This is a genomic window from Catenuloplanes atrovinosus (genome assembly GCF_031458235.1).
GTDB lineage: Bacteria > Actinomycetota > Actinomycetes > Mycobacteriales > Micromonosporaceae > Catenuloplanes > Catenuloplanes atrovinosus.
The window spans coordinates 8,413,012-8,435,361 of sequence record NZ_JAVDYB010000001.1 but is presented as its reverse complement, the minus strand read 5'-3'; the positions used below and the strand labels follow the sequence as shown (position 1 = coordinate 8,435,361).

Here is a 22,350-nt window from a genome sequence, read left to right as displayed (position 1 = left end):
ACGCGCGGCTGTTGCTATCATAATGACAGCAGGAATCCCCATACAAACCGCCGCCCATCTTGAGCAGTGGCATCTCGAGTCCCTCAAGATTGACCAGGCGCACCAAATATCGACGGGGGTGGGAATAACTGTGGCGGTGCTTGACTCTGGCGTCGATTCCCATCGCGATCTCCAGCCAGCGTTGCTTCCCGGAATCTCCTTACTGGACGGCGCCGCGACCTCAGGACAGAGTGACGAGCAGGGGCACGGGACTGCCATTGCAGGACTTATTGCTGCATCCGGGGGCACCGATGGCGCATCTGGAATAGCACCGGGATCGAAAATTCTCCCTATTAAGATCCTTGACGCCCAAGGACGGGGAAGCACAGACAATACCGCCAAGGGTATTCGATGGGCAACCTCACATGGCGCCAAAATTATAAATATTTCGACAGCCAGCGGCCCCAATATTGAAGTAAGAAAAGCAATCGAGGAGGCCATCGCCGCCGACGTTGTGATTGTGGCCAGCTCGGGAAATAAGCCTACGCACAACGTTATAGCTTTCCCGGCCTATATAGATAGCGTAGTTGCCGTCGGTGCTACGGGACGAGACGGCGCCATTGCCGACATATCAACCAGCGGAGAAAAACTCGATCTAGCTGCGCCCGGCGTCGATCTGTTGAGCACCTGGACTGGACAGACGTACCAGCCCGGAACCGGCACGTCGGCGTCGGCGGCGATTGTTTCTGGGGTGGCGGCGTTGGTGTGGAGTCGTTACCCGGAGTTGTCGGCCGCCGAGGTCGTTCATCGGATGACGGCGACCGCCGTCGACAAGGGGGCGCCCGGGCGGGATCCCGAATACGGGTTCGGGATCGTGGATCCGGTGGCAGCGCTGACCGCGAATGTACCGCCTCTTGAGACTGAACCCGCCGCGGAACCGACCGCGACCGCGCAAGCCGCACCGGTGCCGAACACGATGGGGCGGACCGCCGTCATTCTCATAGCGGTGATCGGAAGCCTGATAGGCGTGGCGCTGGTGATCGCCCTCGCCGTCGCCCGCCCGCGCAACCGCGCCGAGCCGTGACCACAGGTGGAGCGTTCGGGACCGCGGCGATGCGGTCCCGAACGGTCACCGCGGCCGGCGCGGTGCGTCGAGCGGCGTTGCTCGACGAGGACCTGAACCAGGCGCCCGGCGGCCGCAGGTGGCGGCTGCTCGCAAGCCCCCTCCCAAGTCAAGCACCGTACAAAGACAATCTTGCGAGTCTGATTCCCCTGCGTTACGGCCACGTTTAACTTTTGGCCCGATTTATGACTGACGCGCCCGGTTAGCGATACCCCGCACCGCTACCGGTAGCGTTGAGCACCGTGCAGACGTCGAACCGGCCCCGCCTGATTCTGGGCTCCGCGAGCCCCGCCCGCCGTGCCCTGCTGAAGTCCGCGGGGATCGAGGTGGAGGTGATCGTCTCGGGCGTGGACGAGTCGGCGGTGGAGGCGGTCAGTGCGGACACCCTGTGTCAGATATTGGCGCGGCTGAAGGCGGCGGCCGTCGCCGATCGGGTACGGCAGACCGAGGCGGCGACGTTGCCCGGCACCGGGCCGGCGACGCTCGTGCTCGGGTGCGACTCGGTGCTGGCGTTCGACGGGGAGATCCTGGGCAAGCCGCGCGACGCGGACGAGGCGGTGCGCCGCTGGCAGGCGATGCGCGGGCGCAGCGGGACGCTCTACACCGGCCACAGCCTGGTCGACGTGGGCGGCAACGGGACGGCCGAGGGCGTCGCGGCGACGGTCGTGCACTTCGCGGAGCTGTCCGATCAGGAGATCAAGACCTACGTGGGTACGGGGGAGCCGCTCCACGTGGCCGGATCGTTCACGATCGACGGGCTGGGTGGCGCGTTCGTGGAGCGGATCGAGGGCGATCACGGGACGGTGGTGGGGCTGTCGCTGCCGCTGCTGCGCCGGCTGGTCGCGGAGCTCGGCTTCTCCATCACGGACTTCTGGACGACCGCGTGACGCAATAGCGTGAGCGGCATGGACTTCAAGACGCTGCCGCACACGCCGGAGTTGTACGCGTACGCGCTGGCTCATGGCATGCCCCTCGACGACGTCTTCCAGGAGCTGATCCGGGAGACGCGCGCCACGCTCGGGCCGGACGAGGTCGCCATGCAGGTCTCGCCGGAGCAGGCCGGCCTGCTGACCATGCTGACGCGGCTGGTCGGCGCGCGCACCGCGGTGGAGGTGGGCACGTTCACCGGGCTGTCGTCGCTGGCGATCGCGCGCGGGCTGCCCGAGGATGGGCGGCTGACCTGCTTCGACATCTCGGAGGAGTACACGTCGGTGGCGCGCCGGTACTGGGAGCGCGCCGGCGTGGACAAGAAGATCGAGCTGCGGATCGGCCCGGCGGCGGAGGGGCTTCGCGAACTGCCCGCCGAGCCGCACCTCGATCTGGTCTTCATCGACGCGGACAAGGTCGGCTACCCCACGTACTGGTCCGAGTTGGTCCCGCGGATGCGCCCCGGCGGCCTGCTGATCATCGACAACGTGCTGCGCCACGGCCGGGTGCTCGACCCACGCAACGACGGCGACCGGGCGATGGTGCGCTTCAACGACATCGTAGCCACGGACGACCGCGTCGACGCGATCGTGCTCCCGCTCGCGGACGGCATCACCCTGGCCCGCCGCCGCTGACCTGAGTCCGCGCGCCTTTGCTCTGCTTACCGGGGACAACGTTGAAGAACCTCGCCGGGTACGTGCGGCGATATGTCCAGGTAAGCAGAGCAAAGGCAGCGGAACAGCGACCTCCCAGCGACCGCGCCGTACTCCTTTATGGCGAAATATCGGCGCGAAGCGCCCGCGGGCCCACTCCGCAGCGTTGCCGCCGGGTCACCTCTCAATCGATCAGGTGAGCAGCGGGCGGCATGACCGGCCGGTCACCACCCGATCGACACACAGGCCACCGGCGCACCGGGCAGCGCGACCGCGAGGTCACCACACGACCGACCACACAGGCCACCGGCACACCCAGCAGCGCGACCGCGCGATCACCACACGACCGACCACACACGCCACCGGCACACCCAGCAGCGCGACCGCCCGATCACCACACGACCGACCACACACGCCACCGGCACACCCAGCAGCGCGACCGCCCGATCACCACACGACCGACCACACACGCCACCGGCACACCCGGCAGCGCGACCGCCCGGTCACCACACGATCGATCGCGCGGGCGGCGACCTCAATCGGTGACGGGCGGCAGCCGCCTCCGCAGCCGGAGCACGATCGCCGCGGCGGTCACGATCAGAATCGGCAGCAGGAGGAAGGCCGGGTGCGGCCCGACCCGGTCGGCGATCCAGCCGAGCAGCAGCGGCGCGACGCCGAAGCCGACCGCCGCCGAGTAGCTGGCGGTCGCCGCGGCGACGTCGGCCTGTCCGGGGGCGGCGGCCATGGCCAGCGAGATCGTCAGTGGATAGTGCATCGCGTTGCCGACCCCGAGCACGATCAGCCCGGCCGCCGCGACCCAGCTCACCGTCGGTACCCAGAACAGCAGGAATCCGGCCGCCGACAGGCCCAGCGCGATCAGCAGGAGCGGAATCGGCGGTACGCGCAGCGCGATCCGGCCACCGGCGAGCCGCCCGGCCAGCATGCCGCCGACGATCGCGGCCACGGTCGCGGACGCACCGCCGGGTGACATTCCGGCATGGTCGCGCAGCACATCCGCCGCCCACAACGACAGGCACACCTCGACCGCCCCGGTGACGCAGAGCAACGACCAGGCCAGCCAGTACGTCCTCGGCAGCCGCCGCCCACCACCGCCGGACCGCGTCACGTTCGCCGGCGGTCTAGCAGCGGCCGGCGTAGCCGCGGCACCGTCCGCCGCAGCAGAGCCCAGCGGTTCGCCGGGAAACCCTGCCGGACCAGGAGGCGCCCCACCGGAATCCGGCGCCCCGCGCCCCATCGGCTCGGCGTCCCCGGAGGGCGCGACAGGATCGCCCGAAGCAGCGGCACCGGCCGGCGGCACAGCACCCGGAGCCACACCAGAAATCGGAGACCCAACAGAACTCGACGACGCAGCGGAACCGAAAGACGCGGCGAACCCGGGAGGCGCGGCAGAACCGGGCGACGCAGCGGAACCGGAGGACGCGTCAGAACCGGAAGACGCGGCAGAACCGAAAGACGCCGCAGAACCGAAAGACGCGGCAGAACCGAAAGACGCCGCAGAACCGAAAGACGCGGCAGAACCGAAAGACGCCGCAGAACCGAAAGACGCCGCAGAACCGGAAGACGCGGCAGAACCGAAAGACGCCGCAGAACCGGAAGACGCACCGGAACCCGAAGACGCGACAGACCCGGCGGACGGCGCGAGCGGCGCGCCCGTCCCGACGGCGGAAGCGGACCGTCCCCGTACCCCCGTGGTGAAGAGGGAATGAGCGGCGACAGCGGCGATCAGCAAGACCAGCACGCCCATGCCCGGACGCCAGTTCTCCCAGACCCGCGTGCTGAGACCGATCAGCAGTGGCGACACCATCCCCAACCCGACCGCTGCCGCGTTCGCTTCCGTGATGGCGGTGGGGGCGACGGGACCGTGGTGGTCGGTGAGGGTGCTGACGCCGCAGCTGACGACGGTCCAGCCGCACATGGAGGCGAGTGTGGCGGCGGTCAGCGTGGCGGGCAGGGACGGGAGTGAGATGAGCAGCGTGGTGGCGAGGGCGACGCCGGTGAGGGCGAGCCACATGGTGCGGGTACGGCCGAGGCGGCGGGAGAGCCACGGGTAGAGGGCGCCGCCGAGCAGGCCGCCGATCGCGAGCCCGGTGCTGTGCAGGCCCGCGATCGCGGCGCTGGTGTGCTGCTCGTCGCGGAGCAGCGGGACGACCGGGCCGAAGCCGTAGAGGAAGAAGCCCCACAGGCCGAGCTGGACGTAGATCAGCCAGGTGGTCCGGTCGCGCACGAGTCGGGGCATCGCCCCACGGTAGAGGGAGTCAGCGGACGCTCCGGGCGAACATGCGCGCGGCCCAGGCCACGGCGATCACGGCCAGCGTCAGCGTGATGGCGAGGCCCTGCCAGACCGCGGGCGCGCCCGGGTCGCCGGCGAACAGCGCGCGGGTGCCGTCGACGGCCCAGGAGAACGGGTTCCAGTCGGCGACGCGCTGCAGCCAGACCGGGGCGAAGGTGAGCGGCAGCAGGATGCCGGAGAGCAGCAGCAGCGGCTGGGACAGCGTGTTCATCACCGGGGCGAGCGCGTCCTCGCTCTTGAGCAGCAGCGCCACGCCGTAGGAGAGCGCGGACGTCATCAGCGCGATCAGGGCCAGCATCAGGTACGCCAACAGCAGGTCGACCAGGCCCACGCGGAGCCCGAACGGCAGCGCCAGCAACGTGATGATAACGGCTTGGACCAGCAGGCTCACCACGTCCTGCAGGGAGCGGCCGAGCAGCAGCGCGGTGCGGCTGACCGGCGTGACGCGGGCCCGCTCGATCACGCCGGCCCGCAGGTCGGAGATCAGGCCGAAGCCCTGGAACAGCCCGCCGAAGATGGCCAGCATGACCAGCAGCCCGGGCACGAACGTGCGGTAGACCTCGGCGTCGCTGACCGCGCCGCCGGCCGACAGCGCGGGCTTGAGCAGCGGCGCGAACAGCAGCAGGAACATGAGCGGCTGGAACAGGTTGATGAAGATCCAGACCGGCTGGCGCAGCAGCAGGCGCAACTGGTTCTGGAAGACGAGCCAAATGTCCCGGAGGAAGGTCATGGGTCAGCTCTCCCGCAGCGATCGGCCGGTCTTGGCGAGGAAGACGTCGTCGAGGCTGGGCCGGTGCAGCTCGATCTTGCCGAGTGCGATGCCGGCGCCGTCCAGGACCCGCATGATCTGCGGGATGGCGGTGCCGCCCGCGTCGACGTAGAGCCGGAGCCCGTCGCCGGTCTGCTCGAGACCCGTCACGAACGGCGCACCGTCGAGCAGCTTGGCGGCCTCCGGCGCGGACCCGTCGACGCCCACGGTGACGACGTCGCCGGCGATCTCGCGCTTGAGCTCCGCGGGCGTGCCCTCCGCGACCAGCGTGCCGTGGTCCATGATGGAGATCCGGTCGCAGAGCGCGTCCGCCTCGTCGAGGTAGTGCGTGGTCACGAAGACGGTCATGCCCTGGTCGCGGAGCCGACGGATCTCGTCCCACATGTGCGCGCGACTCTGCGGGTCGAGCCCGGTGGTCGGCTCGTCGAGGAAGACGACCCGCGGTTGGTGGATGACGCCGAGCGCGATGTCGACCCGGCGGCGCTGACCGCCGGAATACGTCGCGCACGGCCGGTCGGCGAACTCGGTGAGCTGGAACGCCTGGATCGCCGCGTCGGCCCGGCGCCGCGACTCGGCCTTGCTGACGCCGTAGAACCGGGACTGCAGCACCAGTTCCTGCCGCGCGATGCTGCCGTCCGACGTGCTGCCGCCCTGCGCCACGTAGCCGATCCGGCGGCGGACCTCGCCGGGCGCCCGGAGCAGGTCGGCGCCGGCGATCGTGGCGGCGCCGCCGTCCGGCGTGATCAGCGTGGCCAGCATGCGCAGCGTGGTGGTCTTGCCGGCCCCGTTGGGACCGAGGAAGCCGTATATCTCCCCGGCCTCCACACACAGGTCGACGCCGCGCACGGCGTCGACCGTCCCCCGCCGGTTGCGGAACGATTTCCGCAACCCCTTCGTCTCGATCATGTCCCCGCTCTCCCCCAACAGCACGTCGGCGCGGGCGTGCGCCCGCGGCCCGCTCACGCTAACGCGATATAGCGCGGGTAATCAAGCTTGATTATTACTCAATGTCGGCGGTGAACCCCTGCCATCCCTGCGGCCAGGGCGTGGCCGCCGGCTGGTACGACTCGCCGCTCTCCACCAGCGCCGCCACCCGCTCGCACCAGGCGATCTCCCCCTCCGCGCGGGCCATCTGCAGCTGCCACATCCAGGCCACGTGCGGCGGCTTACCGGAGGACGGGCTCATCCAGCCGGACTCCATCGCGGCGCGCAGGCTCTCGTTGTTCGCCCGGAGCATCCGGGCGCGGTTGCGCAGCGCGGCCGCCGCCTCCTCCCGGGGCAGCGCGGGGAGCAGCGCGAACGCGGCGAAGAACGGGTCGACCGCGCCCTCCAGGTTCCACCACGCGCCGCGCAGCAGATTCTGGAACTCCTCCTCGCCCTTGGGCGTGAGTTCGTACGTGGTGCGGGCCGGGCGCGCGCCCACCTGCTCGGTCGCCACCTCGCGCAGCATCCCGTCCTCGGTGAGCTTGCGCAGCGCGTGGTAGATCGAGCCGGGCTGCACGTTCGCCCACTTGTCGGCGCTCCAGCTGAGCAGCTCGCGGCGGACGTCGTACCCGTGCACCGGCTGGGTCCAGCGCACGAGACCGAGGATCATGAGGCGGGTGGTAGACACGTCAGAAGCGTAATAGCCAAGTTTGACTAGTCGGCGGGCCGCGCGGCGTGCCACTAAACTCCCGCTCAGTAACGTCATCGCCGGGGTGGGCAGGAGCGTGCTGTGCGTAAGGTTCTGATCGCCAACCGTGGTGAGATCGCCGTCCGGGTGGTGCGCGCCTGCCGCGACGCGGGGCTCGCCAGCGTGGCGGTCTACGCGGACTCCGACCGGGACGCGCCGCACGCGCGGCTGGCGGACGAGGCCTACGCGCTCGGCGGTGACACGCCCGCCGAGACGTACCTGCACATCGGCAAGCTGCTGGAGCGGGCCGCGCGGGCGGGCGCGGACGCCGTACACCCCGGTTATGGTTTTCTCTCCGAGAACGCGGACTTCGCGCAGGCCGTGCTGGACGCGGGCCTGACCTGGATCGGCCCGTCCCCGCAGGCGATCCGCGACCTCGGCGACAAGGTGACCGCCCGGCACCTCGCGCAGCGCGCCGGCGCGCCGCTGGTCCCCGGCACGCCGGACCCGGTCGCCGGCCCGGACGAGGTGATCGCGTTCGCGGACGCGCACGGGCTACCGGTCGCGATCAAGGCGGCGTTCGGCGGTGGCGGGCGCGGCCTCAAGGTCGCCCGCACCCGCGAGGAGATCCCCGCGCTGTTCGAGTCCGCCACCCGCGAGGCGGTCGCCGCGTTCGGCCGGGGCGAGTGCTTCGTGGAGCGCTACCTGGACCAGCCGCGGCACGTCGAGGCGCAGGTGCTGGCGGACACGCACGGCAACGTGATCGTCGTCGGCACCCGCGACTGCTCACTGCAGCGCCGCCACCAGAAGCTGGTCGAGGAGGCGCCCGCGCCGTTCCTCACCGACGAGCAGCGCGCGCAGATCCACTCCTCGGCCAAGGCGATCTGCCGCGAGGCCGGCTACCACGGCGCCGGCACGGTCGAGTACCTGGTCGGCCGCGACGGCACCATCTCGTTCCTGGAGGTCAACACGCGCCTGCAGGTCGAGCACCCGGTCACCGAGGAGACGTCCGGCATCGACCTGGTCCGCGAGCAGTTCCGGATCGCGGCCGGCGAGAAGCTGCGCCTCGACGCGGACCCGGTGCCGCGCGGGCACGCGATCGAGTTCCGGATCAACGGCGAGGACCCGGGCCGCGGCTTCCTGCCCGCGCCCGGCACGGTCACCTCGCTGGTGCTGCCGGCCGGCCCCGGCGTCCGCGTCGACGCCGGCATCGAGAGCGGCAGCGTGGTCGGCGGCGCCTTCGACTCGCTGCTCGCCAAGGTGATCATCGTGGGCGAGACCCGCACCGAGGCGCTGGAACGCGCCCGCCGCGCGCTCGACGAGATGCGCGTGGAGGGCATGGCCACCGCGCTGCCGTTCCACCGGCTCGTCATCCGCGACCCCGCGTTCACCACCGAGCCGTTCACCGTGCACACCCGCTGGATCGAGACCGAGTGGGCCGGCGGCGTCCCCGCCTTCACCGGCGGCGCGCCCACCGCCCCCACGGAGGAACGTGACACGCTGGTCGTCGAGGTCGGCGGCAAGCGCCTCGAGGTCACCCTGCCGGCCGGCCTCGGCACCCCGTCCCCCCGCCCCGAACGCACCACCCCCCGCCGCGGCGCCACCCGCACCACCACCACGGCCGCCGGCGGCGACGCACTCACCTCACCCATGCAGGGCACCATCGTCAAGATCGCCATCGCCGAGGGCGACACGGTCACGGAGGGCGACCTGATCGTGGTCCTGGAGGCGATGAAGATGGAACAACCCCTCCACGCCCACAAGTCCGGCACCATCACCGACCTCGCCGCCACCCCCGGCAGCACGATCCCCGCCGGCGGCATCATCTGCTCCATCAAGGACTGACCTCAAGACCCCGATCAAGAGCCTCATCTTCCCGCTCCCGGCCTGGCCGGCCTCCGCATGCTCCCGCGGGCACCGGTCGTCGCCGGGGCTCCTCCCTGCCAGATCCGTGGCCGGTGAGAATCACCCCGCGGCGAGGCCGGTCCGAGCGGCCCGGCGAATCCGGGGTGCCCGCTGGTGGCGACGCCGCCCGGGCGGGCGACGGTGTCAGGGGGTCGTGTCGGGGTAGATCTCGACGTCGTAGATGAGGTGGGTCGGGGTGCCGTTGGTGATGCCGATGAAGACGGGGGCCGCGGCGGGGGTGTAGCCGCGGCGCCAGACCTCGGCCTCCGCGGCGGCGCGGAACTCGGCGTCGACCTTGCCGGCGCGGTGGAGTTCGACCACGCGACGTGCGGTGTTCCGGTCGGCATCCAACTGAATTCGCAGCAGGGGCATCGGTCTGCCGTACCCTCCTGATCGGTGTTCTGTTAACTTATCGCCGGTAAGTTAAGGATGGCAACGGAGGCGCGCATGAGGGCCGGGGCGGGTGGTGACGGCCGGGCGGGTGCGGTGTGGCTGCGGGTCGAGCCGGAGCGGGCGCGGCGGGCGGCGCCACTGACCCGGGAGCGGATCGTGGCGGAGGCGGTCGACCTCCTCGACCTGCACGGCATCGACGGGCTGACCATGCGGCGCCTGGCCGAGCGGCTCGGCGTCACGTCGACCGCGCTCTACTGGCACGTGAAGACCAAGGACGACGTGCTGGACCTGGCGGTCGACCACATCTTCGGCGAGGTGGCGCTGCCCGAGCCGGCCGCCTGGCGGGACGACGTCCGCGCGCTGGCCGGCGGCTGGCGCGCCGCGATGCTGCGGCATCCGTGGGCGCCGGGCCTGATCGGCCGCCCGATGCTCGGGCCGAACGTGCTGGCGCGCACCGAGTTCCTCCAGGCGGCGCTGGCCCGGGGCGGTTTCGCCGGCCGGGAACTGGCCGTGGTCACCCGGCTGCTGGCCAACTACGTGATCGGCGCGGCGCTCACCGAGAGCACCTGGCGGCAGCACCGCGACCCGCGGGCGCGACAGCACCTGCTGGCGAACCGGGACGCCTACCCCACACTGGCCGCCTCCGGGCACCTGGACGAGCCACCGTGGGACGACGACGAGCTGTTCACCCGGGGGCTGGACGCCATCCTGGCGGCCACGCCGGAGCCGCGCGAATAAATCGTTTGGCCCCTAACTATACGGGGGCTAACGTGTGCCGCGTGGACACCTCACGACTGCACGAGGCACCGCTCGGCAGCCTGCTCGTGCTGGCGGCCCGGCTGGCCCAGCATCGCTGGGGCGGTTACCTGGCCGCACACCACAACCTGACGCCGGCCGGCGTCGCCGTGCTCACCACGCTCGGCATGCACGGCGGCGACCTCGGTCACCGGCGGATCGCCGAGCTGTGCTTCTTCAAGCCCGCCACGCTCACCGGCATCGTCGACACGCTGGAGCGGTCGGGACACGTGGTGCGGCTGCCGGACGAGCACGACCGGCGCGCGATCCGGATCGGCATCACCGAGTCCGGCCGGCTCGCGCTGGCCAAGGTGCACGAGGTCCGCACCCTGAACACGCCGCTCACCCCGGTCGACGCCGACCCGGCGAAGGCCGCGATCATCCGCGAGTTTCTGCTGGAGCTGATCTCCACGATGGAGGACCCCGATGACGTCACCACCCGCGGTTGATGTGAAAGAGCTCGTCAAGCGATACCCGAAGGCGCAGGTCAACGCGGTGGACGGGATCAGCTTCGACGTGGCGCCCGGCGAGATCTTCGGGCTGCTCGGGCCGAACGGCGCGGGCAAGTCCACCACGATCGGCATCTTGACCACCCGGGTCCGGGCCACCAGCGGCAGCGCCACCGTCGCCGGGCGGGACGTGATCCGCGACGGCGTCCGGGCGCGCAGCGCGTTCGCGGTGGTGCCGCAGCGCAGCAACCTGGACCGGTCGCTCACCCCCCGGCAGAACCTGGCGTTCCACGCGGCCTACCACGGGTTCTCCCGGGCGTACCGGAACGCCCGGGCGGACGAGTTGCTGGAGCAGTTCGGGCTGACCGAGGCCGCGAACAAGAAGATCGACTTCTACTCCGGCGGCATGGCGCAGCGCCTGATGATCGCGCGGGCCATGATGCACGAGCCGGCCGTGCTGTTCCTGGACGAGCCGACCACCGGCCTCGACCCGCAGTCCCGGATCTTCCTCTGGGAGCGGGTACGCGAGATGCGCGACCGCGGCGTGACCGTGGTGCTGACCACGCACGACATGGACGAGGCCGCGGAGATGTCGGACCGGGTCGGCATCGTCGACCACGGCCGGCTGCTGGCGCTGGACACGCCGGAGGCGCTCACCCGGCGCCTGACCGGCCAGGCCGTGCTGGAGCTGTCCGTCACGCCCGCGCCCGCCGACGACGCGGACAAGCTGATCGCGGCGCTGACCGACGTGGACGGCGTGAGCCGCGGCGAGGCGGTCAGCGCCGGCGCGCCCGCGCTCCCACCGGCCGCGCTCGCGGCCCTGGGCGGCGGATCACCACCGGGACCACCGGGAGCGCCCGGCACCGACGAGATCAAGATCCGGCTGTACCTGGACCGCGCGCCGGCCGGCCTGCTCGGCCCCGTGGTCGCGGTGCTGGACGCGCGCGCCGCCACGCTGGCGAACGTGCACATCGGCGAGCCCAGCCTGGAGGACGTCTTCATCGATCTGACCGGAAGGGGCCTGCGATGAGCACGCCGACCGAGTTGGCGCCCGCGCGCCCGTCCGCGCTGGGCGCGTTCGCCGCGATCCTGTGGCGGGACGTCTTCGTCACCGGCAAGGAGATCTGGGTCTTCCTGGCCCAGACCGCGCTGCAGCCGCTGTTCATGCTGTTCGTCTTCGCCAAGGTGCTCAACGCCGGCGGGTACGTCTCGGAGGAGTACTCGCTGTTGCTGCTGCCCGGCATCGTGGCGCTGACCGCGTTCCTGACCGCGCTGCAGACCGTGGCGCTGCCGATGGTGATGGAGTTCTCGTTCACCAAGGAGATCGAGGACCGGCTGCTCGCGCCGCTGCCGACCTGGGCCGTGGCGGTGGAGAAGCTCACGATCGCGGTGGCCCGGGCGATGGTCTCGGTCGTGATCATGTTCCCGATCGGCTTCCTGGTGCTCGGCGCCGTGCCGTGGCACCCGCCGGGCGTACCGCTGATGGTGGTGGCCCTGCTGCTCGGCTCGTGGGTCGGCGCCGCGATCGGGCTCACCCTCGGCACCGTGGTGCAGCCGTCCCGGATCAGCATCATGTTCGCGCTGATCCTGACGCCGCTGATGTTCACCGGCGCCACCCAGTACCCGTGGAAGTCACTGGACTCGATGGCCTGGTTCCAGGTGGTCACGCTCTTCAACCCGCTGACCTACCTGTCCGAGGCGGTGCGCGCGGCGTCGGTGCCGGACGTGCCGCACATCGCGCCGTGGATCTCGCTGGTCGCGCTGGCCGGCTTCGGCGCGGCGTTCACGGTGACCGGCCTGATCGGCTTCCGCCGCCGCGCGGTGACCTGACGTGACGCGGCGGCCCGAGGTCGCGCGGTGGGGGACGTCCGAGCCGGGCGTCCCCCACCGCGCGGCGGTCAGTGCGGATCGGCCTCGGCCCGCAGCGCGCGCAGCGCCGCCTCGACCGGCATCGGCGCCAGCCCCCGCTGGTTGCGCGGGCGCAGCGAGACCTCCCCGGCGGCCGCCTCGGCCGGGCCGATGATCGCCGCGTACGGCACCCGCTGCCTGGCGGACAGCCGGACCCGGGACGAGACCGACCCGTCGGACACCACCTCCGCGCGCAACCCGGCCAGTACCGCGGCGCGCGCGAACGCGTGCGCCGCGTCCTCCTCCCCGGCCGAGACCGGCAGCACCTGGAGCTGGCGCGGCGCGTACCAGAGCGGGAACGCGCCGTCGTGCACCTCGATCAGGTACGCGAACAGCCGCTCCATGCTCCCCACCAGGCTGCGATGGATCATCACCGGCCGCCGCCGGGCGCCGGACGAGTCCACGTAGGACAGGTCGAACCGGGCCGGCTGGTGGAAGTCCAGCTGGACGGTGGAGAGGGTCATCTCCCGTCCGCCCGCGTCCACCACCTGGATGTCGATCTTCGGTCCGTAGAACGCCGCCTCGCCCGGCTCCTCGGCGAACGCGCGGCCGGAGTCGCGCAGCACGTCCCGCAGGATGCCCTCGGCCTCGTCCCACATCGCGCCCTCGCCGACGTACTTCGGGCCGTCGCCGCGCAGCGACAGCCGGAACCCGGCCGGTTTCACGCCCAGCGCCGCGTGCGCCCGGCCCACCATCCGCAGCACCAGCGCGATCTCCTCGTGAACCAGCTCCAGCGGCGCGAACACGTGCGCGTCGTTGAGCCACATGCCGCGCACCCGGCTCAGCCCGCCGAGCACGCCGGACCGCTCCGACCGGTACATGCCGCCCAGCTCCGCGATCCGCAGCGGCAGCTCCCGGTAGGACCGGCCGCGGGACCGGTAGATCAGCGCGTGGTGCGGGCAGGCCGACGGTCTCAGCACGAACTCGTCGTCGGGCGAGGAGGAGAGCGCCATCACCGGGAACATGTCGTCCGCGTAGTGCGGCAGGTGCCCGCTGATCTCGTACATCTCCCGCTTGCCCACCGGCGGCGAGTACACGTGCTGATAGCCCGCGCGGCGCTCCTCCTCGCGCAGGTACTCCTCCACGGCGTGCCGCGCGGCCGCGCCGTCCGGCAGCCAGAGCGGCAGGCCGGCGCCGGCCAGCGGGTCGGTCGCGAACAGCTCCAGTTCGCGGCCCAGCCTGCGGTGATCGTTCATGACGGTTCTCTCCTTCGCGGGTACGGGGGCGAGCCGCACCGGGCGAGGAAGAACGAAGCCCCGGAGCGAACTCGCCCCGGGGCTTGCGGATGTCGACGTGCGTCAGCGCACCGACCGTCGCCGCCGGGGGAAACCCGGCGTCGTCGTCAGCTGGCCGTATCGCATGGCGCCCACCGTACTCGTGGAAGGTCCTCAGCGCAGCCGGGTTAACGTGACCTCGACCTCCTGGCCGGTGTTGGCCGGGCCGGAGAAGACGCCCTTCAGCGGCGTCACGTCGCCGTACTCCCGGCCGCGCCCGACCACCACGTGCCGCTCCCCCACCGGCACGCCGTTGGTCGGGTCGAACGCGGTCCAGCGCCCGACCCACCACTCGACCCAGGCGTGGCTCTGACCGGTCACGCTCTCGCCGATGCCCGCGTTCGGCGCCGGGTGCAGGTAGCCGGAGACGTAGCGCGCGGGCGTGCCCATCGCGCGGAGCAGGCCCACGACCAGGTGGCTGATGTCCTGGCAGACGCCCTTGCGCTGGCGCCAGGCGTGGACCGCGTCGGTCTGCACGCCCGTCGCGCCGGTCTGGTACGTGACGTCCTGCCGGATCCGCTCGCACAGCGCCAGCGCGGCCGCGTGCGGCGTGGCGTGCACACCGGCGATCTCCGTCGCCAGCGCGGTCAGCTCCTCGTCGAGCCGGGTGCGCGGCGTGGCCAGCAGTAACTCGTACCAGCGGTCCACGGTGTCCGGCACGGCCAGGTCGTCCCAGGAGACGCCCTCGTGCGCGGCAAGCCGGTCGCCGGCCGGCAGCGTCTCCACCGTGGCGGTCGCGGTGACCTCCAGCCGGTCGTGCGGGGAGTGCACGTCGAAGGCGGTGACCACGGTGCCCCAGTAGTCCTCGTAGCGGTGCGTGCGGGCCGGCGGCCACACCTCCACGCGCGCGTCCAGCACGGCCTGGCGGGCCTCGTTCCGCGGCGACATCCGGGCCTCGTTGTACGACGAGCGGACCTTCCCGGCGTACGTGAACCCGGTCCGGTGCCTGATCTTCAGGCGCCACGAGTCGACCATCAGACCGCCACCTCGCTGACCCACCGGACCGCGCCGGTCTGCCGGAAGTACCGGCGGGAGACCGCGTCGTTGACCTGCGAGCAGGTGCGCTGGAGTCCGGCCAGGACGGTGCCGAGGTCGCCGAGCAGCTCGTCCGCGCCGCGGAACTCCAGGTTGGTGCGGGCCCGCCCGACGATGCGCTGCGCCTCCGTGGCCACGCCCGCGCGGCCCGGCTCCGGCTCCAGGTCGCGCAGGCACGACTCGGCGGTGGCCAGCGCCGCGAAGACCGAGCGCGGGAAGAGCCGGTCCAGCAGCAGGAACTCGGCCGCGTGCCGGTCGTCCAGCGCGCCGCGGTACGTGCGCAGGAACGTCTCCCAGGCGCCGCAGGAACGCAGCAGCGTCAGCCACGACGGGATGCTGCCGCCCGCGCCGACGTGCGTGGAGAGCAGCCGCGCGGTCATGTCCACCCGCTCCACGCTGCGGCCCAGCACCAGGAACAGCCAGCCCTCGTCGCGGCTCATGGTGGCGTCGGTCAGCCCGGTCATCACCGAGCAGCGCTCGCGCACCCAGCGGAAGAACGCGTGCACGCCCTGCTGGTCGACGCGGCGGCGGGCGTCCGGCAGGCCGTGCCAGGTCGCGTTCAGGCACTCCCACATCTCCGCGGAGATCGTCTCGCGGGCGCCGCGCGCGTTCTCCCGGGCGGCGGCGAGCGCGCCGGTGACCGCGCTCGGGTTCCGCTCGTCCAGGCCGAGCAGGCCGACCATGCGCGCGGACGTGTAGGGCGGCTCGACCGTCGCCACGCCCATCACGGACAGCAGCGAGCGGCAGGCGGTCTGCTCGTCGATCCACGGGTCGGCGAGCATGCGGTGCAGGTGCACGTCGAGGATGCGCGCGGTGTCCTCGGCGCGCTCCACGTACCGGCCGATCCAGTAGAGCGACTCGGCGATCCGGCTCAGCATGCGGCGTACCTCCCCTGCTGTTGCTGCTCCTGCTGCTCCTGACCGCCGGTGGCCGCGGTGCCGGGGCCAGGGTCCGGCGCGGCGTGGCCCTCGACCAGCTGTTCCAGCGCCGGGTCCGGCTCGACGTGCTCCAGCACCGGCGGGCCGTCCGGCAGGGACGGTTCCGCCGCCAGAATCCAGGTGTCCTTGGAGCCGCCGCCCTGGCTGGAGTTCACCACCAGGGCGCCCTCCGGCAGCGCCACCCGGGTCAGGCCGCCGGGCAGCACCCGGATCCGCTCGCCGTCGTTGACCGCGAACGGGCGCAGGTCCACGTGCCGGGCGCGCAGCCGGTTGCCGACCAGCGTGGGCACCATCGAGAGCTTCACCTCGCGCTGCGCGATCCAGCCGCGCGGGTCGGCGAGCACCCGTTCGCGGGCCGCGGCCAGTTCCTCGTCCGAGGCCTGCGAGCCGATCACGATGCCCGCGCCACCGGCGCCGTCGACCGGCTTGAGCACCAGCTCGTCCAGCCGGTCGATCACGTGGGCCAGCGCGTCCGGCTCCTCCAGCCGGTACGTGTCCACGTTGGGCAGCAGCGGTTCCTCGTTGAGGTAGTAGCGGATCAGCTCCGGCACGTACGTGTAGAGCAGCTTGTCGTCCGCGATGCCGTTGCCCACCGCGTTCGCGATGGTGACCCGCCCGGCGCGGGCCGCGTTGATCAGGCCGGCCACGCCGAGCACGGAGTCGGCCCGGAACTGCACCGGGTCGAGGAACTCGTCGTCGACCCGGCGGTAGATCACGTCGACCCGCTGCTCGCCGGCCGTGGTGCGCATCGCGACCTCATTGCCCACGCAGATCAGGTCGCGGCCCTCGACCAGCTCCACGCCCATCTCGCGGGCCAGCAGCGTGTGCTCGAAGTAGGCGGAGTTGTGCACGCCCGGCGTCAGCACCACCACGGTCGGGTCGTTGATGCCGACCGGTGCGGCGGCGCGCAGCGCGGTGAGCAGCATCGCGGGGTACGAGTCGACCGGGCAGACCCGGGTGGCCGCGAACACCTCCGGCAGCACGTGCGCCATCGCACGCCGGTTCTCCATCACATAGCTGACCCCGGACGGGATGCGGACGTTGTCCTCCAGCACCCGGAACACGCCCCGCTCGTCGCGGATCAGGTCGACGCCGGCGACGTGCACGCGCACCCCGTTGTGCGGCGTGATCCCGAACGCCGCGCGGTGGAAGCCGCCCGAGGTCATCACCACCCGGCGGGGCACCACGCCGTCCTTGAGCACCTGGCCGGGGCCGTAGACGTCGGCGAGGAACGCCTCCAGCGCGCGGATGCGCTGCGCGACGCCGGCGGAGACCGCCTCCCACTCCGCGTTCGCGATGATCCGGGGCACGATGTCCAGCGGGAACGGCCGCTCCACGCCCTTGAGCGCGAACGTGATGCCCTGGTCGAGGAACACGCGGGCCAGCACGTCCGCGCGCACGCCGAGCTCGGCGCTGGAGAGCGGCTGCAGCGTGCCGTGCAGCGCCTCGTAGATCTCCCGCGGCATGCCGGGCTCGCCGAACATCTCGTCCCATCCGGGGCCGAGGCGATAGTCCTCGAACAGGTCCGCCATGCGCTGGAAATTACGCCGATCTCGTTGCGGGCGCATTACGGATCTTGCATGGTCGCGGCGTGTGCGCGGGCCGCCGGCACGGGACCTGCCGGCGGCCCCGGCACCGCGCGCCGCCGGCCTGCATCGCGAGCGACCGGCGGGTGGTGCCGACGCCCGACATCGAGAACGGGGGACCCGATGTCGTGGGCCCCTCTACGGTACGCGCCGCGCGGCGAACCGAGCGCCAAATGTGGACGTTTCGCCCCGGTGAGTCGGGCCGCCGCGCCTACTCCAGGTCGTGCAGCATGAGCTGGCGCGCGGCCTCGGCCACCGAACCGGACAGCGACGGGTAGATCGTGATGGTCTGGGCGAGCTGATCCACCGTGAGGTTGTTCTCCACCGCCAGCGCGATCTGCTGGATCAGCTCGCTGGCCTTGGGCGCCACCACCACGCCGCCGATCACGTGCCCGCTCGGCCGGCAGAACATCTTCACGAAGCCGTCGTGCAGATCGTCCATCTTGGCGCGGGCGTTGCCGTTCAGCGGCAGCATCACCTGGCGCGCGGTGACCTTGCCGGCGTCCACCTCGTCCTGGGAGACACCGACCGTGGCCAGTTCCGGATCGGTGAACACGTTCGCCGCGACCGTGCGCAGCCGCAGCGGGCGGACCGCGTCGCCGAGCGCGTGCCACATCGCGATCCGGCCCTGCATGGCGGCGACGCTGGCCAGCGGCAGCACGCCGGTGCAGTCGCCGGCCGCGTAGATGCCCGGCACGTTCGTGCGCGAGGTGCGGTCCACCGTGATGTAGCCGCCCTTGGCCACCGCGACGCCGTACTCCTCCAGGCCCAGGTTCTGCGTGTTGGGGATGGAGCCGACCGCCATCAGGGCGTGCGAGCCGAAGACCTCGCGGCCGTCGGCGAGCGTGACCTTGACGCCGTCGCCGCCGCGGACCACCGACTCGGCGCGCGAGTTGTTGAGGATGTTCATGCCGCGGGAGCGGAACACGCGCTCGATCGCCATGGCCGCGTCCGCGTCCTCGTGCGGCATCACCCGGTCGCGGCTGGAGACCAACGTCACGTCAATTCCCATCGCCAGGTAGGCGCTGGCGAACTCCGCACCGGTGACCCCGGACCCGACCACGATCAGGTGCTCCGGCAGTTCCGGCAGGTCGTAGATCTCCCGCCAGGTCAGGATGCGCTCGCCGTCCGGCATGGCGGACGGGAGCTGGCGCGGCGTCGCGCCGGTGGCGATCAGAACCGTTGAGGCATCAATCGAATACTCGGAGTCACCATTGTCCGGCGTGACCAGCACCCGGTGAGTGTGACCGAGCGTGTCGTCGCCGAGGCGCGCCCGGCCGGACACCATGGTCACACCCGCCTTGATCAGCTTTTCGTGGATGTCCGACGACTGCGCCAGCGCCAGCCGCTTCACCCGCGCGTGCACCGCGGGCGCGTCCACGGTGACCGCCTCCAGGCCGTCGGAGTCGATGCCGAACTCCTCCGTGTCCCGGAACGCCGTCACCACCCCGGAGCTGGCGATGAAGGTCTTCGAGGGTACGCAGTCGAACAGCACGCAGGCACCGCCCGCGCCGTCCTGCTCGACCACCGTCACCTCGGCCCCCAGCTGCGCGGCGACCAGCGCCGCCTCGTATCCGGCCGGACCGCCACCGATGATGACGATTCCGCCCGAAGCAGGCCCCTCGCCCATGCCATTCCTCCCAACCACGATCTGGTTTTTCCCCGTAAACCAGATACGACACGCTCGGTCATATTCTCCCCCAACCGTCGGCCGGGCTATCGTCATCGCCGTGCGTCATTACGCCGCGTATGGCTCAAACCTCGACCCAGCCCGCATGCATGCTTACGCTCCGCACTCGCCCATGATCGGGGTCGGGTGGCTGGAGGGTTGGCGGCTGACCTTCGCCGGGGAGGACGTCCTCGGCTGGGAGGGCGCCGTCACCACGGTGGTGGAGTCGCCGGGCGACCGCGTGTTCGTGGCCCTGTACGACGTCGACGAGTTCGACGCCGCGCAGCTCGACGAGGTCGAGGGGGTGAACTCCGGCACCTACCGGAAGCTGACCGTGCGGGTCGCCACCCTGGAGGGTGAGGTCACCGCGTGGGTCTACGTGCTCAACGGGTACGAGGGCGGCCTGCCCACCTCCTGGTACCTCACCGAGATCGCCAACGCGGCACAGGCGGCCGGCGCCCCCGACGACTACGTGGCCGAGCTGCGCGCCCGGCCCACCCGCACGGCGAAGCCGGATTAGCCACCGGGCCGGTCCTCCGGCCAGATCAGCGCGCAGGCGGACTCCAGCAGGCCGAGCAGTTCCGCGCGCTCGGTCAGGGTGAGCACCTCGAACGCCTGGCCGGCGATCCGGTCGGTGACCGAGTCCGCCCACAGCCGGCGCCGGACCAGCGGCGGCACCTTCGGGTAGGGCGGCTGCCAGCCGTACGCCACGGCGCCGGCCTCGCCCTCCGGGCCGGAGATCACCGCCTCCAGCGGGCTCAGTCCGCTGACCCGCGCGGCCAGCAGGTGCGCGCCGTTGCGGTGCTCACGCATCAGGTGCAGCAGCACCGCGGCCTGCCCGCCCGCGCGGTGGTCCGGCACCGGCATCGCCCGCCACGCCGCGAACAGCGGCAGCCCGGCCGGGTCCGCGGCCAGCACCACGCGCCGGCACAGCTCGATCAGCCGGGTCAGCCGCGGGAACGTGGACAGCCGCTCGACGCCCCAGCGCGCGCACTCGGACAGGTGCTCGGCCGCTATCTTCGACGGCGGCAGCACGGTCGCGGCGGCGTCCCACCCGTCCGAGACCGCGTCCGGCGCTATGAACCCGAGCGCGGCCGCCACCGTGTCCGCCCGCACGTCGCCCAGCGCGCCGCCGCGCGCGGCCACGTAGTACGCCCAGCCGGAGAGGCCGAGCCGCCGCGCGCGTTGCAGCGTCAGCGGGTCCTCCGCGAACGCCCCGCCGAGACGCAGCACGTGCGCCTTCGCGGCAGCCGCCGCCTGGTCGGGGGTCACGCGCCCGATTCTGCCTTGGTGGCGCCGCCACGGTCAGCCCTGCCCCGGCGTGCCGCAGCTTTCCGCCCGCCCCCGTCGGCGAACGGCGCCGCGGGCTCGACGAACGGTCCCGGCGTGCCCCCGGCGGCCTCCAGCGCGGCGGCCGCGTCACCGTGCCGGCGCCGGGCCGCGCTCGCGGCGCGCTCCGCGGTCCGGCGCGCGAGCCTGCGCCGGCCGGCCTCGTGCTCGGCCTCGGCGCGCTCCGCCTGCAACGCGGCGATCCGCTCGGTCAGGTCCGCGATCGCGGCGACGGCGGCGCGCTCGGCGTCCTCGGCGGCGGCGAGGTCCACGTCGGCCTGTTCGCGCTCGCGCAGTGCCTCGCGTTCGGCCCGTTCCAGCGCGCGCCGCGCGGCCGCCTCGGCCTCGCGGGCCGCCTCCCTCCTGCGCGCCCCGGCCTTCGGCTCCTCCCGCCGCGGGCGGCTCGTCCGGGTCTCGCCGGGCCGCGCGCGGCCCGGTCCGTCCTCTTCGGAGGCGGCGCCGGGCTCGGCCGTCACCAGGCGCAGTCTCGGGCGGGGCACCTCGCCGAACCCGGCGTAGGACACCGGGCGCAGCAGCCGTCCGGATCGGACCGACGCCGCGATCCCCTCATCGGACAGTGCCGCGTTCAGCGTGTCCTCCACCTCGTTCAGCGGCAGCTTCGCGGTGCTCACCCCGGCCGCGCCGGCCAGCGTGCGCACCTCGGCCACCAGCGACGACACCACGCGCCGCCGCTGCGCGGACAGCTCGCGCAGCTGCGCGCCGCGCAGCTCGCGCTGGGCGGCGCGCATCTCGCCGGCCAGCGCGGCCAGGTCGGCCAGCAGCTCCGGGCGGCGGATCGCCAGCAGGTTGACCAGCCAGGCCGCGATCGTGGGCTTGCGCAGCGCCGCGATCTCCTTCGCCCCGGCCGCGTCACCGCGCGCCCGCGCCTCGGCCACGGCCCGGTCCCGGGCGGCCGTGAAACGCTCCGGCGGCTCGCCGTAGAGCCGCCAGACCAGGTCCGCGCCGACGGTCACGACACGGTGGTCCCGGGCTGGAGCCGGGCGTACTCCACGTCCAGCAGCCGTTCCAGGTTCCGCCCGACCACGCCCAGCCCGATATCGCTGAGCAGGGCGTCGTGCAGCGCGAACGCGCGCCGCGGGTTGACCTCGCGGGCGAAGTCGACGGCCTCGGCCATCCGCATCCACGGCCCGGAGATCGGCAGGAACAGCGTGTCCACGTCGACGCCGTCCGGGCGCGCGAACGAGTCGCCCGGGTGGTAGACGTTCGTGCCGTCCGCCTCGACCAGCCAGGCCAGGTTCGGTACCCGCGGGATGTCCGGGTGGATGATCTGGTGCGCGCCGCCGTGCGCGCTCACCGCGAAGCCGGCCGCCTCGATCGACTCGCCCGGCTGCACCGTGGTGATCACGCTGGTCAGCTCCGGCAGCGCGGCCGCCACGCCCGGGTGCGCGAAGACCGGCACGCCGCGCTCCTTGACCACGGCCGCGATCCGCTCCGGCTCCGCGTGGTCGATGTGCTCGTGCGTGATCAGGATCGCGTCCGCACCGTCCAGCGCGTCCCGTTCACTGAACGCGCCCGGGTCGATGACCAGCACCGCGCCGTCGCGCTCCAGCCGGACGCAGGCATGGGTGAACTTCGTGATCCGCATCGACGCCTCCTTCTGGCCGTGGCCGTCTCGCGGCCGAACCGTGACGCTACCGAAGGTTCCCGCGCGGAACCGGTTCATCCGCCGGGTGC

21 protein-coding genes and 2 pseudogenes are annotated in these 22,350 nt (G+C 72.1%); 10 read left to right on the top strand and 13 right to left on the bottom strand.

Annotated features, from left to right (window positions below; translation table 11 throughout):
• The first annotated feature begins 22 nt into the window (after window positions 1-22).
• The 3 genes from mycP to J2S41_RS37695 all read left to right on the top strand — a co-directional run bounded on the left by mycP (window position 23) and on the right by J2S41_RS37695 (window position 2,664).
• Window positions 23-1,063 carry a type VII secretion-associated serine protease mycosin gene (gene mycP, locus J2S41_RS37705; RefSeq protein WP_310375504.1) on the top strand — a complete coding sequence of 347 codons (1,041 nt, stop codon included), beginning with the start codon at window positions 23-25 and terminating at the stop codon, window positions 1,061-1,063.
• 281 nt (window positions 1,064-1,344) lie between these two features.
• Window positions 1,345-1,989 (top strand): Maf family protein, encoded by a 645-nt coding sequence (locus J2S41_RS37700; RefSeq protein ID WP_310375502.1) that lies wholly within the window; start codon window positions 1,345-1,347, stop codon window positions 1,987-1,989.
• A gap of 18 nt (window positions 1,990-2,007) precedes the next feature.
• Window positions 2,008-2,664, top strand: coding sequence for an O-methyltransferase (locus tag J2S41_RS37695; protein ID WP_310375499.1), 657 nt, complete (start codon window positions 2,008-2,010; stop codon window positions 2,662-2,664).
• 553 nt (window positions 2,665-3,217) lie between these two features.
• Here J2S41_RS37695 and J2S41_RS37690 read toward each other — a convergent pair.
• From J2S41_RS37690 to J2S41_RS37675, 4 genes are all read right to left on the bottom strand, one after another.
• Window positions 3,218-4,939, bottom strand: coding sequence for an MFS transporter (locus J2S41_RS37690; protein WP_310375497.1), 1,722 nt, complete (start codon window positions 4,937-4,939; stop codon window positions 3,218-3,220).
• A gap of 19 nt (window positions 4,940-4,958) precedes the next feature.
• The gene (locus J2S41_RS37685) at window positions 4,959-5,723 is read right to left on the bottom strand and encodes an ABC transporter permease (RefSeq protein ID WP_310375495.1); all 765 of its coding nucleotides are present in this window, start codon (window positions 5,721-5,723) and stop codon (window positions 4,959-4,961) included.
• A gap of 3 nt (window positions 5,724-5,726) precedes the next feature.
• Complete coding sequence (locus J2S41_RS37680) at window positions 5,727-6,668, bottom strand: ATP-binding cassette domain-containing protein (protein ID WP_310376836.1); 942 nt, start codon at window positions 6,666-6,668, stop codon at window positions 5,727-5,729.
• A gap of 94 nt (window positions 6,669-6,762) precedes the next feature.
• On the bottom strand, window positions 6,763-7,374 hold the full coding sequence (locus J2S41_RS37675) for a PadR family transcriptional regulator (RefSeq protein WP_310375493.1): 612 nt from the start codon (window positions 7,372-7,374) through the stop codon (window positions 6,763-6,765).
• Window positions 7,375-7,476: 102 nt separating this feature from the next.
• Here J2S41_RS37675 and J2S41_RS37670 point away from each other — a divergent pair.
• A pseudogene (locus J2S41_RS37670) lies at window positions 7,477-8,931 on the top strand (acetyl-CoA carboxylase biotin carboxylase subunit); the annotation flags it as partial.
• 63 nt (window positions 8,932-8,994) lie between these two features.
• Window positions 8,995-9,219: pseudogene (locus J2S41_RS39990) on the top strand (acyl-CoA carboxylase biotin carboxyl carrier protein subunit); the annotation flags it as partial.
• A 204-nt stretch (window positions 9,220-9,423) separates the two neighbouring features.
• On the opposite strand, the gene J2S41_RS37665 reads toward J2S41_RS39990, so the two are convergent.
• Window positions 9,424-9,651 carry a hypothetical protein gene (locus tag J2S41_RS37665; RefSeq protein ID WP_310375489.1) on the bottom strand — a complete coding sequence of 76 codons (228 nt, stop codon included), beginning with the start codon at window positions 9,649-9,651 and terminating at the stop codon, window positions 9,424-9,426.
• A gap of 75 nt (window positions 9,652-9,726) precedes the next feature.
• Between J2S41_RS37665 and J2S41_RS37660 the strand changes: the two genes are divergently transcribed.
• The 4 genes from J2S41_RS37660 to J2S41_RS37645 are packed head-to-tail and all read left to right on the top strand — an operon-like array spanning window position 9,727 to window position 12,746.
• Complete coding sequence (locus tag J2S41_RS37660) at window positions 9,727-10,410, top strand: TetR/AcrR family transcriptional regulator (RefSeq protein WP_310375487.1); 684 nt, start codon at window positions 9,727-9,729, stop codon at window positions 10,408-10,410.
• A gap of 41 nt (window positions 10,411-10,451) precedes the next feature.
• Window positions 10,452-10,916, top strand: a complete 465-nt coding sequence (locus J2S41_RS37655) for a MarR family winged helix-turn-helix transcriptional regulator (protein WP_310375485.1) — start codon at window positions 10,452-10,454, stop codon at window positions 10,914-10,916.
• Complete coding sequence (locus tag J2S41_RS37650) at window positions 10,894-11,946, top strand: ABC transporter ATP-binding protein (RefSeq protein WP_310375483.1); 1,053 nt, start codon at window positions 10,894-10,896, stop codon at window positions 11,944-11,946. Before J2S41_RS37655 ends, J2S41_RS37650 begins: the two co-directional genes overlap by 23 nt.
• Window positions 11,943-12,746 carry an ABC transporter permease gene (locus tag J2S41_RS37645; RefSeq protein WP_310375481.1) on the top strand — a complete coding sequence of 268 codons (804 nt, stop codon included), beginning with the start codon at window positions 11,943-11,945 and terminating at the stop codon, window positions 12,744-12,746. Before J2S41_RS37650 ends, J2S41_RS37645 begins: the two co-directional genes overlap by 4 nt.
• 68 nt (window positions 12,747-12,814) lie before the next feature.
• On the opposite strand, the gene thrS is transcribed toward J2S41_RS37645, so the two are convergent.
• From thrS to J2S41_RS37620, 5 genes are all read right to left on the bottom strand, one after another.
• The gene (gene thrS, locus J2S41_RS37640) at window positions 12,815-14,059 is read right to left on the bottom strand and encodes a threonine--tRNA ligase (RefSeq protein WP_310375480.1); all 1,245 of its coding nucleotides are present in this window, start codon (window positions 14,057-14,059) and stop codon (window positions 12,815-12,817) included.
• Between the two features lie 153 nt (window positions 14,060-14,212).
• Window positions 14,213-15,073 (bottom strand): transglutaminase family protein, encoded by an 861-nt coding sequence (locus tag J2S41_RS37635; protein WP_310375479.1) that lies wholly within the window; start codon window positions 15,071-15,073, stop codon window positions 14,213-14,215.
• A complete protein-coding gene (locus tag J2S41_RS37630; RefSeq protein ID WP_310375478.1) occupies window positions 15,073-16,011 on the bottom strand; it encodes an alpha-E domain-containing protein in 939 nt (312 codons plus the stop codon). The genes J2S41_RS37635 and J2S41_RS37630 overlap by 1 nt, the downstream gene beginning before the upstream one ends.
• Window positions 16,005-17,603: a circularly permuted type 2 ATP-grasp protein gene (locus J2S41_RS37625; RefSeq protein WP_310375477.1), complete on the bottom strand. Its 1,599-nt coding sequence runs from the start codon at window positions 17,601-17,603 to the stop codon at window positions 16,005-16,007. The genes J2S41_RS37630 and J2S41_RS37625 overlap by 7 nt, the downstream gene beginning before the upstream one ends.
• Window positions 17,604-17,868: 265 nt before the next feature.
• The gene (locus J2S41_RS37620; protein ID WP_310375476.1) at window positions 17,869-19,287 is read right to left on the bottom strand and encodes an NAD(P)H-quinone dehydrogenase; all 1,419 of its coding nucleotides are present in this window, start codon (window positions 19,285-19,287) and stop codon (window positions 17,869-17,871) included.
• Between the two features lie 100 nt (window positions 19,288-19,387).
• Here J2S41_RS37620 and J2S41_RS37615 point away from each other — a divergent pair, with 100 nt between their 5' ends.
• On the top strand, window positions 19,388-19,846 hold the full coding sequence (locus tag J2S41_RS37615) for a gamma-glutamylcyclotransferase family protein (RefSeq protein WP_306835167.1): 459 nt from the start codon (window positions 19,388-19,390) through the stop codon (window positions 19,844-19,846).
• Here the strand turns inward: J2S41_RS37615 and J2S41_RS37610 are convergent.
• Genes J2S41_RS37610 through J2S41_RS37600 form a run of 3 tightly spaced genes read right to left on the bottom strand, consistent with a single transcriptional unit; the run spans window position 19,843 to window position 22,261 of the window.
• On the bottom strand, window positions 19,843-20,598 hold the full coding sequence (locus J2S41_RS37610; protein ID WP_310375473.1) for an SCO6745 family protein: 756 nt from the start codon (window positions 20,596-20,598) through the stop codon (window positions 19,843-19,845). The genes J2S41_RS37615 and J2S41_RS37610 overlap by 4 nt on opposite strands.
• The gene (locus tag J2S41_RS37605) at window positions 20,595-21,629 is read right to left on the bottom strand and encodes a hypothetical protein (protein ID WP_310375471.1); all 1,035 of its coding nucleotides are present in this window, start codon (window positions 21,627-21,629) and stop codon (window positions 20,595-20,597) included. Before J2S41_RS37605 ends, J2S41_RS37610 begins: the two co-directional genes overlap by 4 nt.
• Window positions 21,626-22,261 (bottom strand): MBL fold metallo-hydrolase, encoded by a 636-nt coding sequence (locus tag J2S41_RS37600; protein WP_310375470.1) that lies wholly within the window; start codon window positions 22,259-22,261, stop codon window positions 21,626-21,628. The genes J2S41_RS37605 and J2S41_RS37600 overlap by 4 nt, the downstream gene beginning before the upstream one ends.
• Between the last annotated feature and the right edge of the window lie 89 nt (window positions 22,262-22,350).

Coding starts and splice junctions, on each gene's coding strand:
- mycP (WP_310375504.1), top strand. CDS start 23: ATGACAGCAGGAATCCCCATACAAACCGCCGCCCATCTTGAGCAGTGG.
- J2S41_RS37695 (WP_310375499.1), top strand. CDS start 2,008: ATGGACTTCAAGACGCTGCCGCACACGCCGGAGTTGTACGCGTACGCG.
- J2S41_RS37690 (WP_310375497.1), bottom strand. CDS start 4,939: ATGCCCCGACTCGTGCGCGACCGGACCACCTGGCTGATCTACGTCCAG.
- J2S41_RS37685 (WP_310375495.1), bottom strand. CDS start 5,723: ATGACCTTCCTCCGGGACATTTGGCTCGTCTTCCAGAACCAGTTGCGC.
- J2S41_RS37680 (WP_310376836.1), bottom strand. CDS start 6,668: ATGATCGAGACGAAGGGGTTGCGGAAATCGTTCCGCAACCGGCGGGGG.
- J2S41_RS37665 (WP_310375489.1), bottom strand. CDS start 9,651: ATGCCCCTGCTGCGAATTCAGTTGGATGCCGACCGGAACACCGCACGT.
- J2S41_RS37660 (WP_310375487.1), top strand. CDS start 9,727: ATGAGGGCCGGGGCGGGTGGTGACGGCCGGGCGGGTGCGGTGTGGCTG.
- J2S41_RS37650 (WP_310375483.1), top strand. CDS start 10,894: ATGACGTCACCACCCGCGGTTGATGTGAAAGAGCTCGTCAAGCGATAC.
- J2S41_RS37645 (WP_310375481.1), top strand. CDS start 11,943: ATGAGCACGCCGACCGAGTTGGCGCCCGCGCGCCCGTCCGCGCTGGGC.
- J2S41_RS37635 (WP_310375479.1), bottom strand. CDS start 15,073: ATGGTCGACTCGTGGCGCCTGAAGATCAGGCACCGGACCGGGTTCACG.
- J2S41_RS37630 (WP_310375478.1), bottom strand. CDS start 16,011: ATGCTGAGCCGGATCGCCGAGTCGCTCTACTGGATCGGCCGGTACGTG.
- J2S41_RS37625 (WP_310375477.1), bottom strand. CDS start 17,603: ATGGCGGACCTGTTCGAGGACTATCGCCTCGGCCCCGGATGGGACGAG.
- J2S41_RS37620 (WP_310375476.1), bottom strand. CDS start 19,287: ATGGGCGAGGGGCCTGCTTCGGGCGGAATCGTCATCATCGGTGGCGGT.
- J2S41_RS37600 (WP_310375470.1), bottom strand. CDS start 22,261: ATGCGGATCACGAAGTTCACCCATGCCTGCGTCCGGCTGGAGCGCGAC.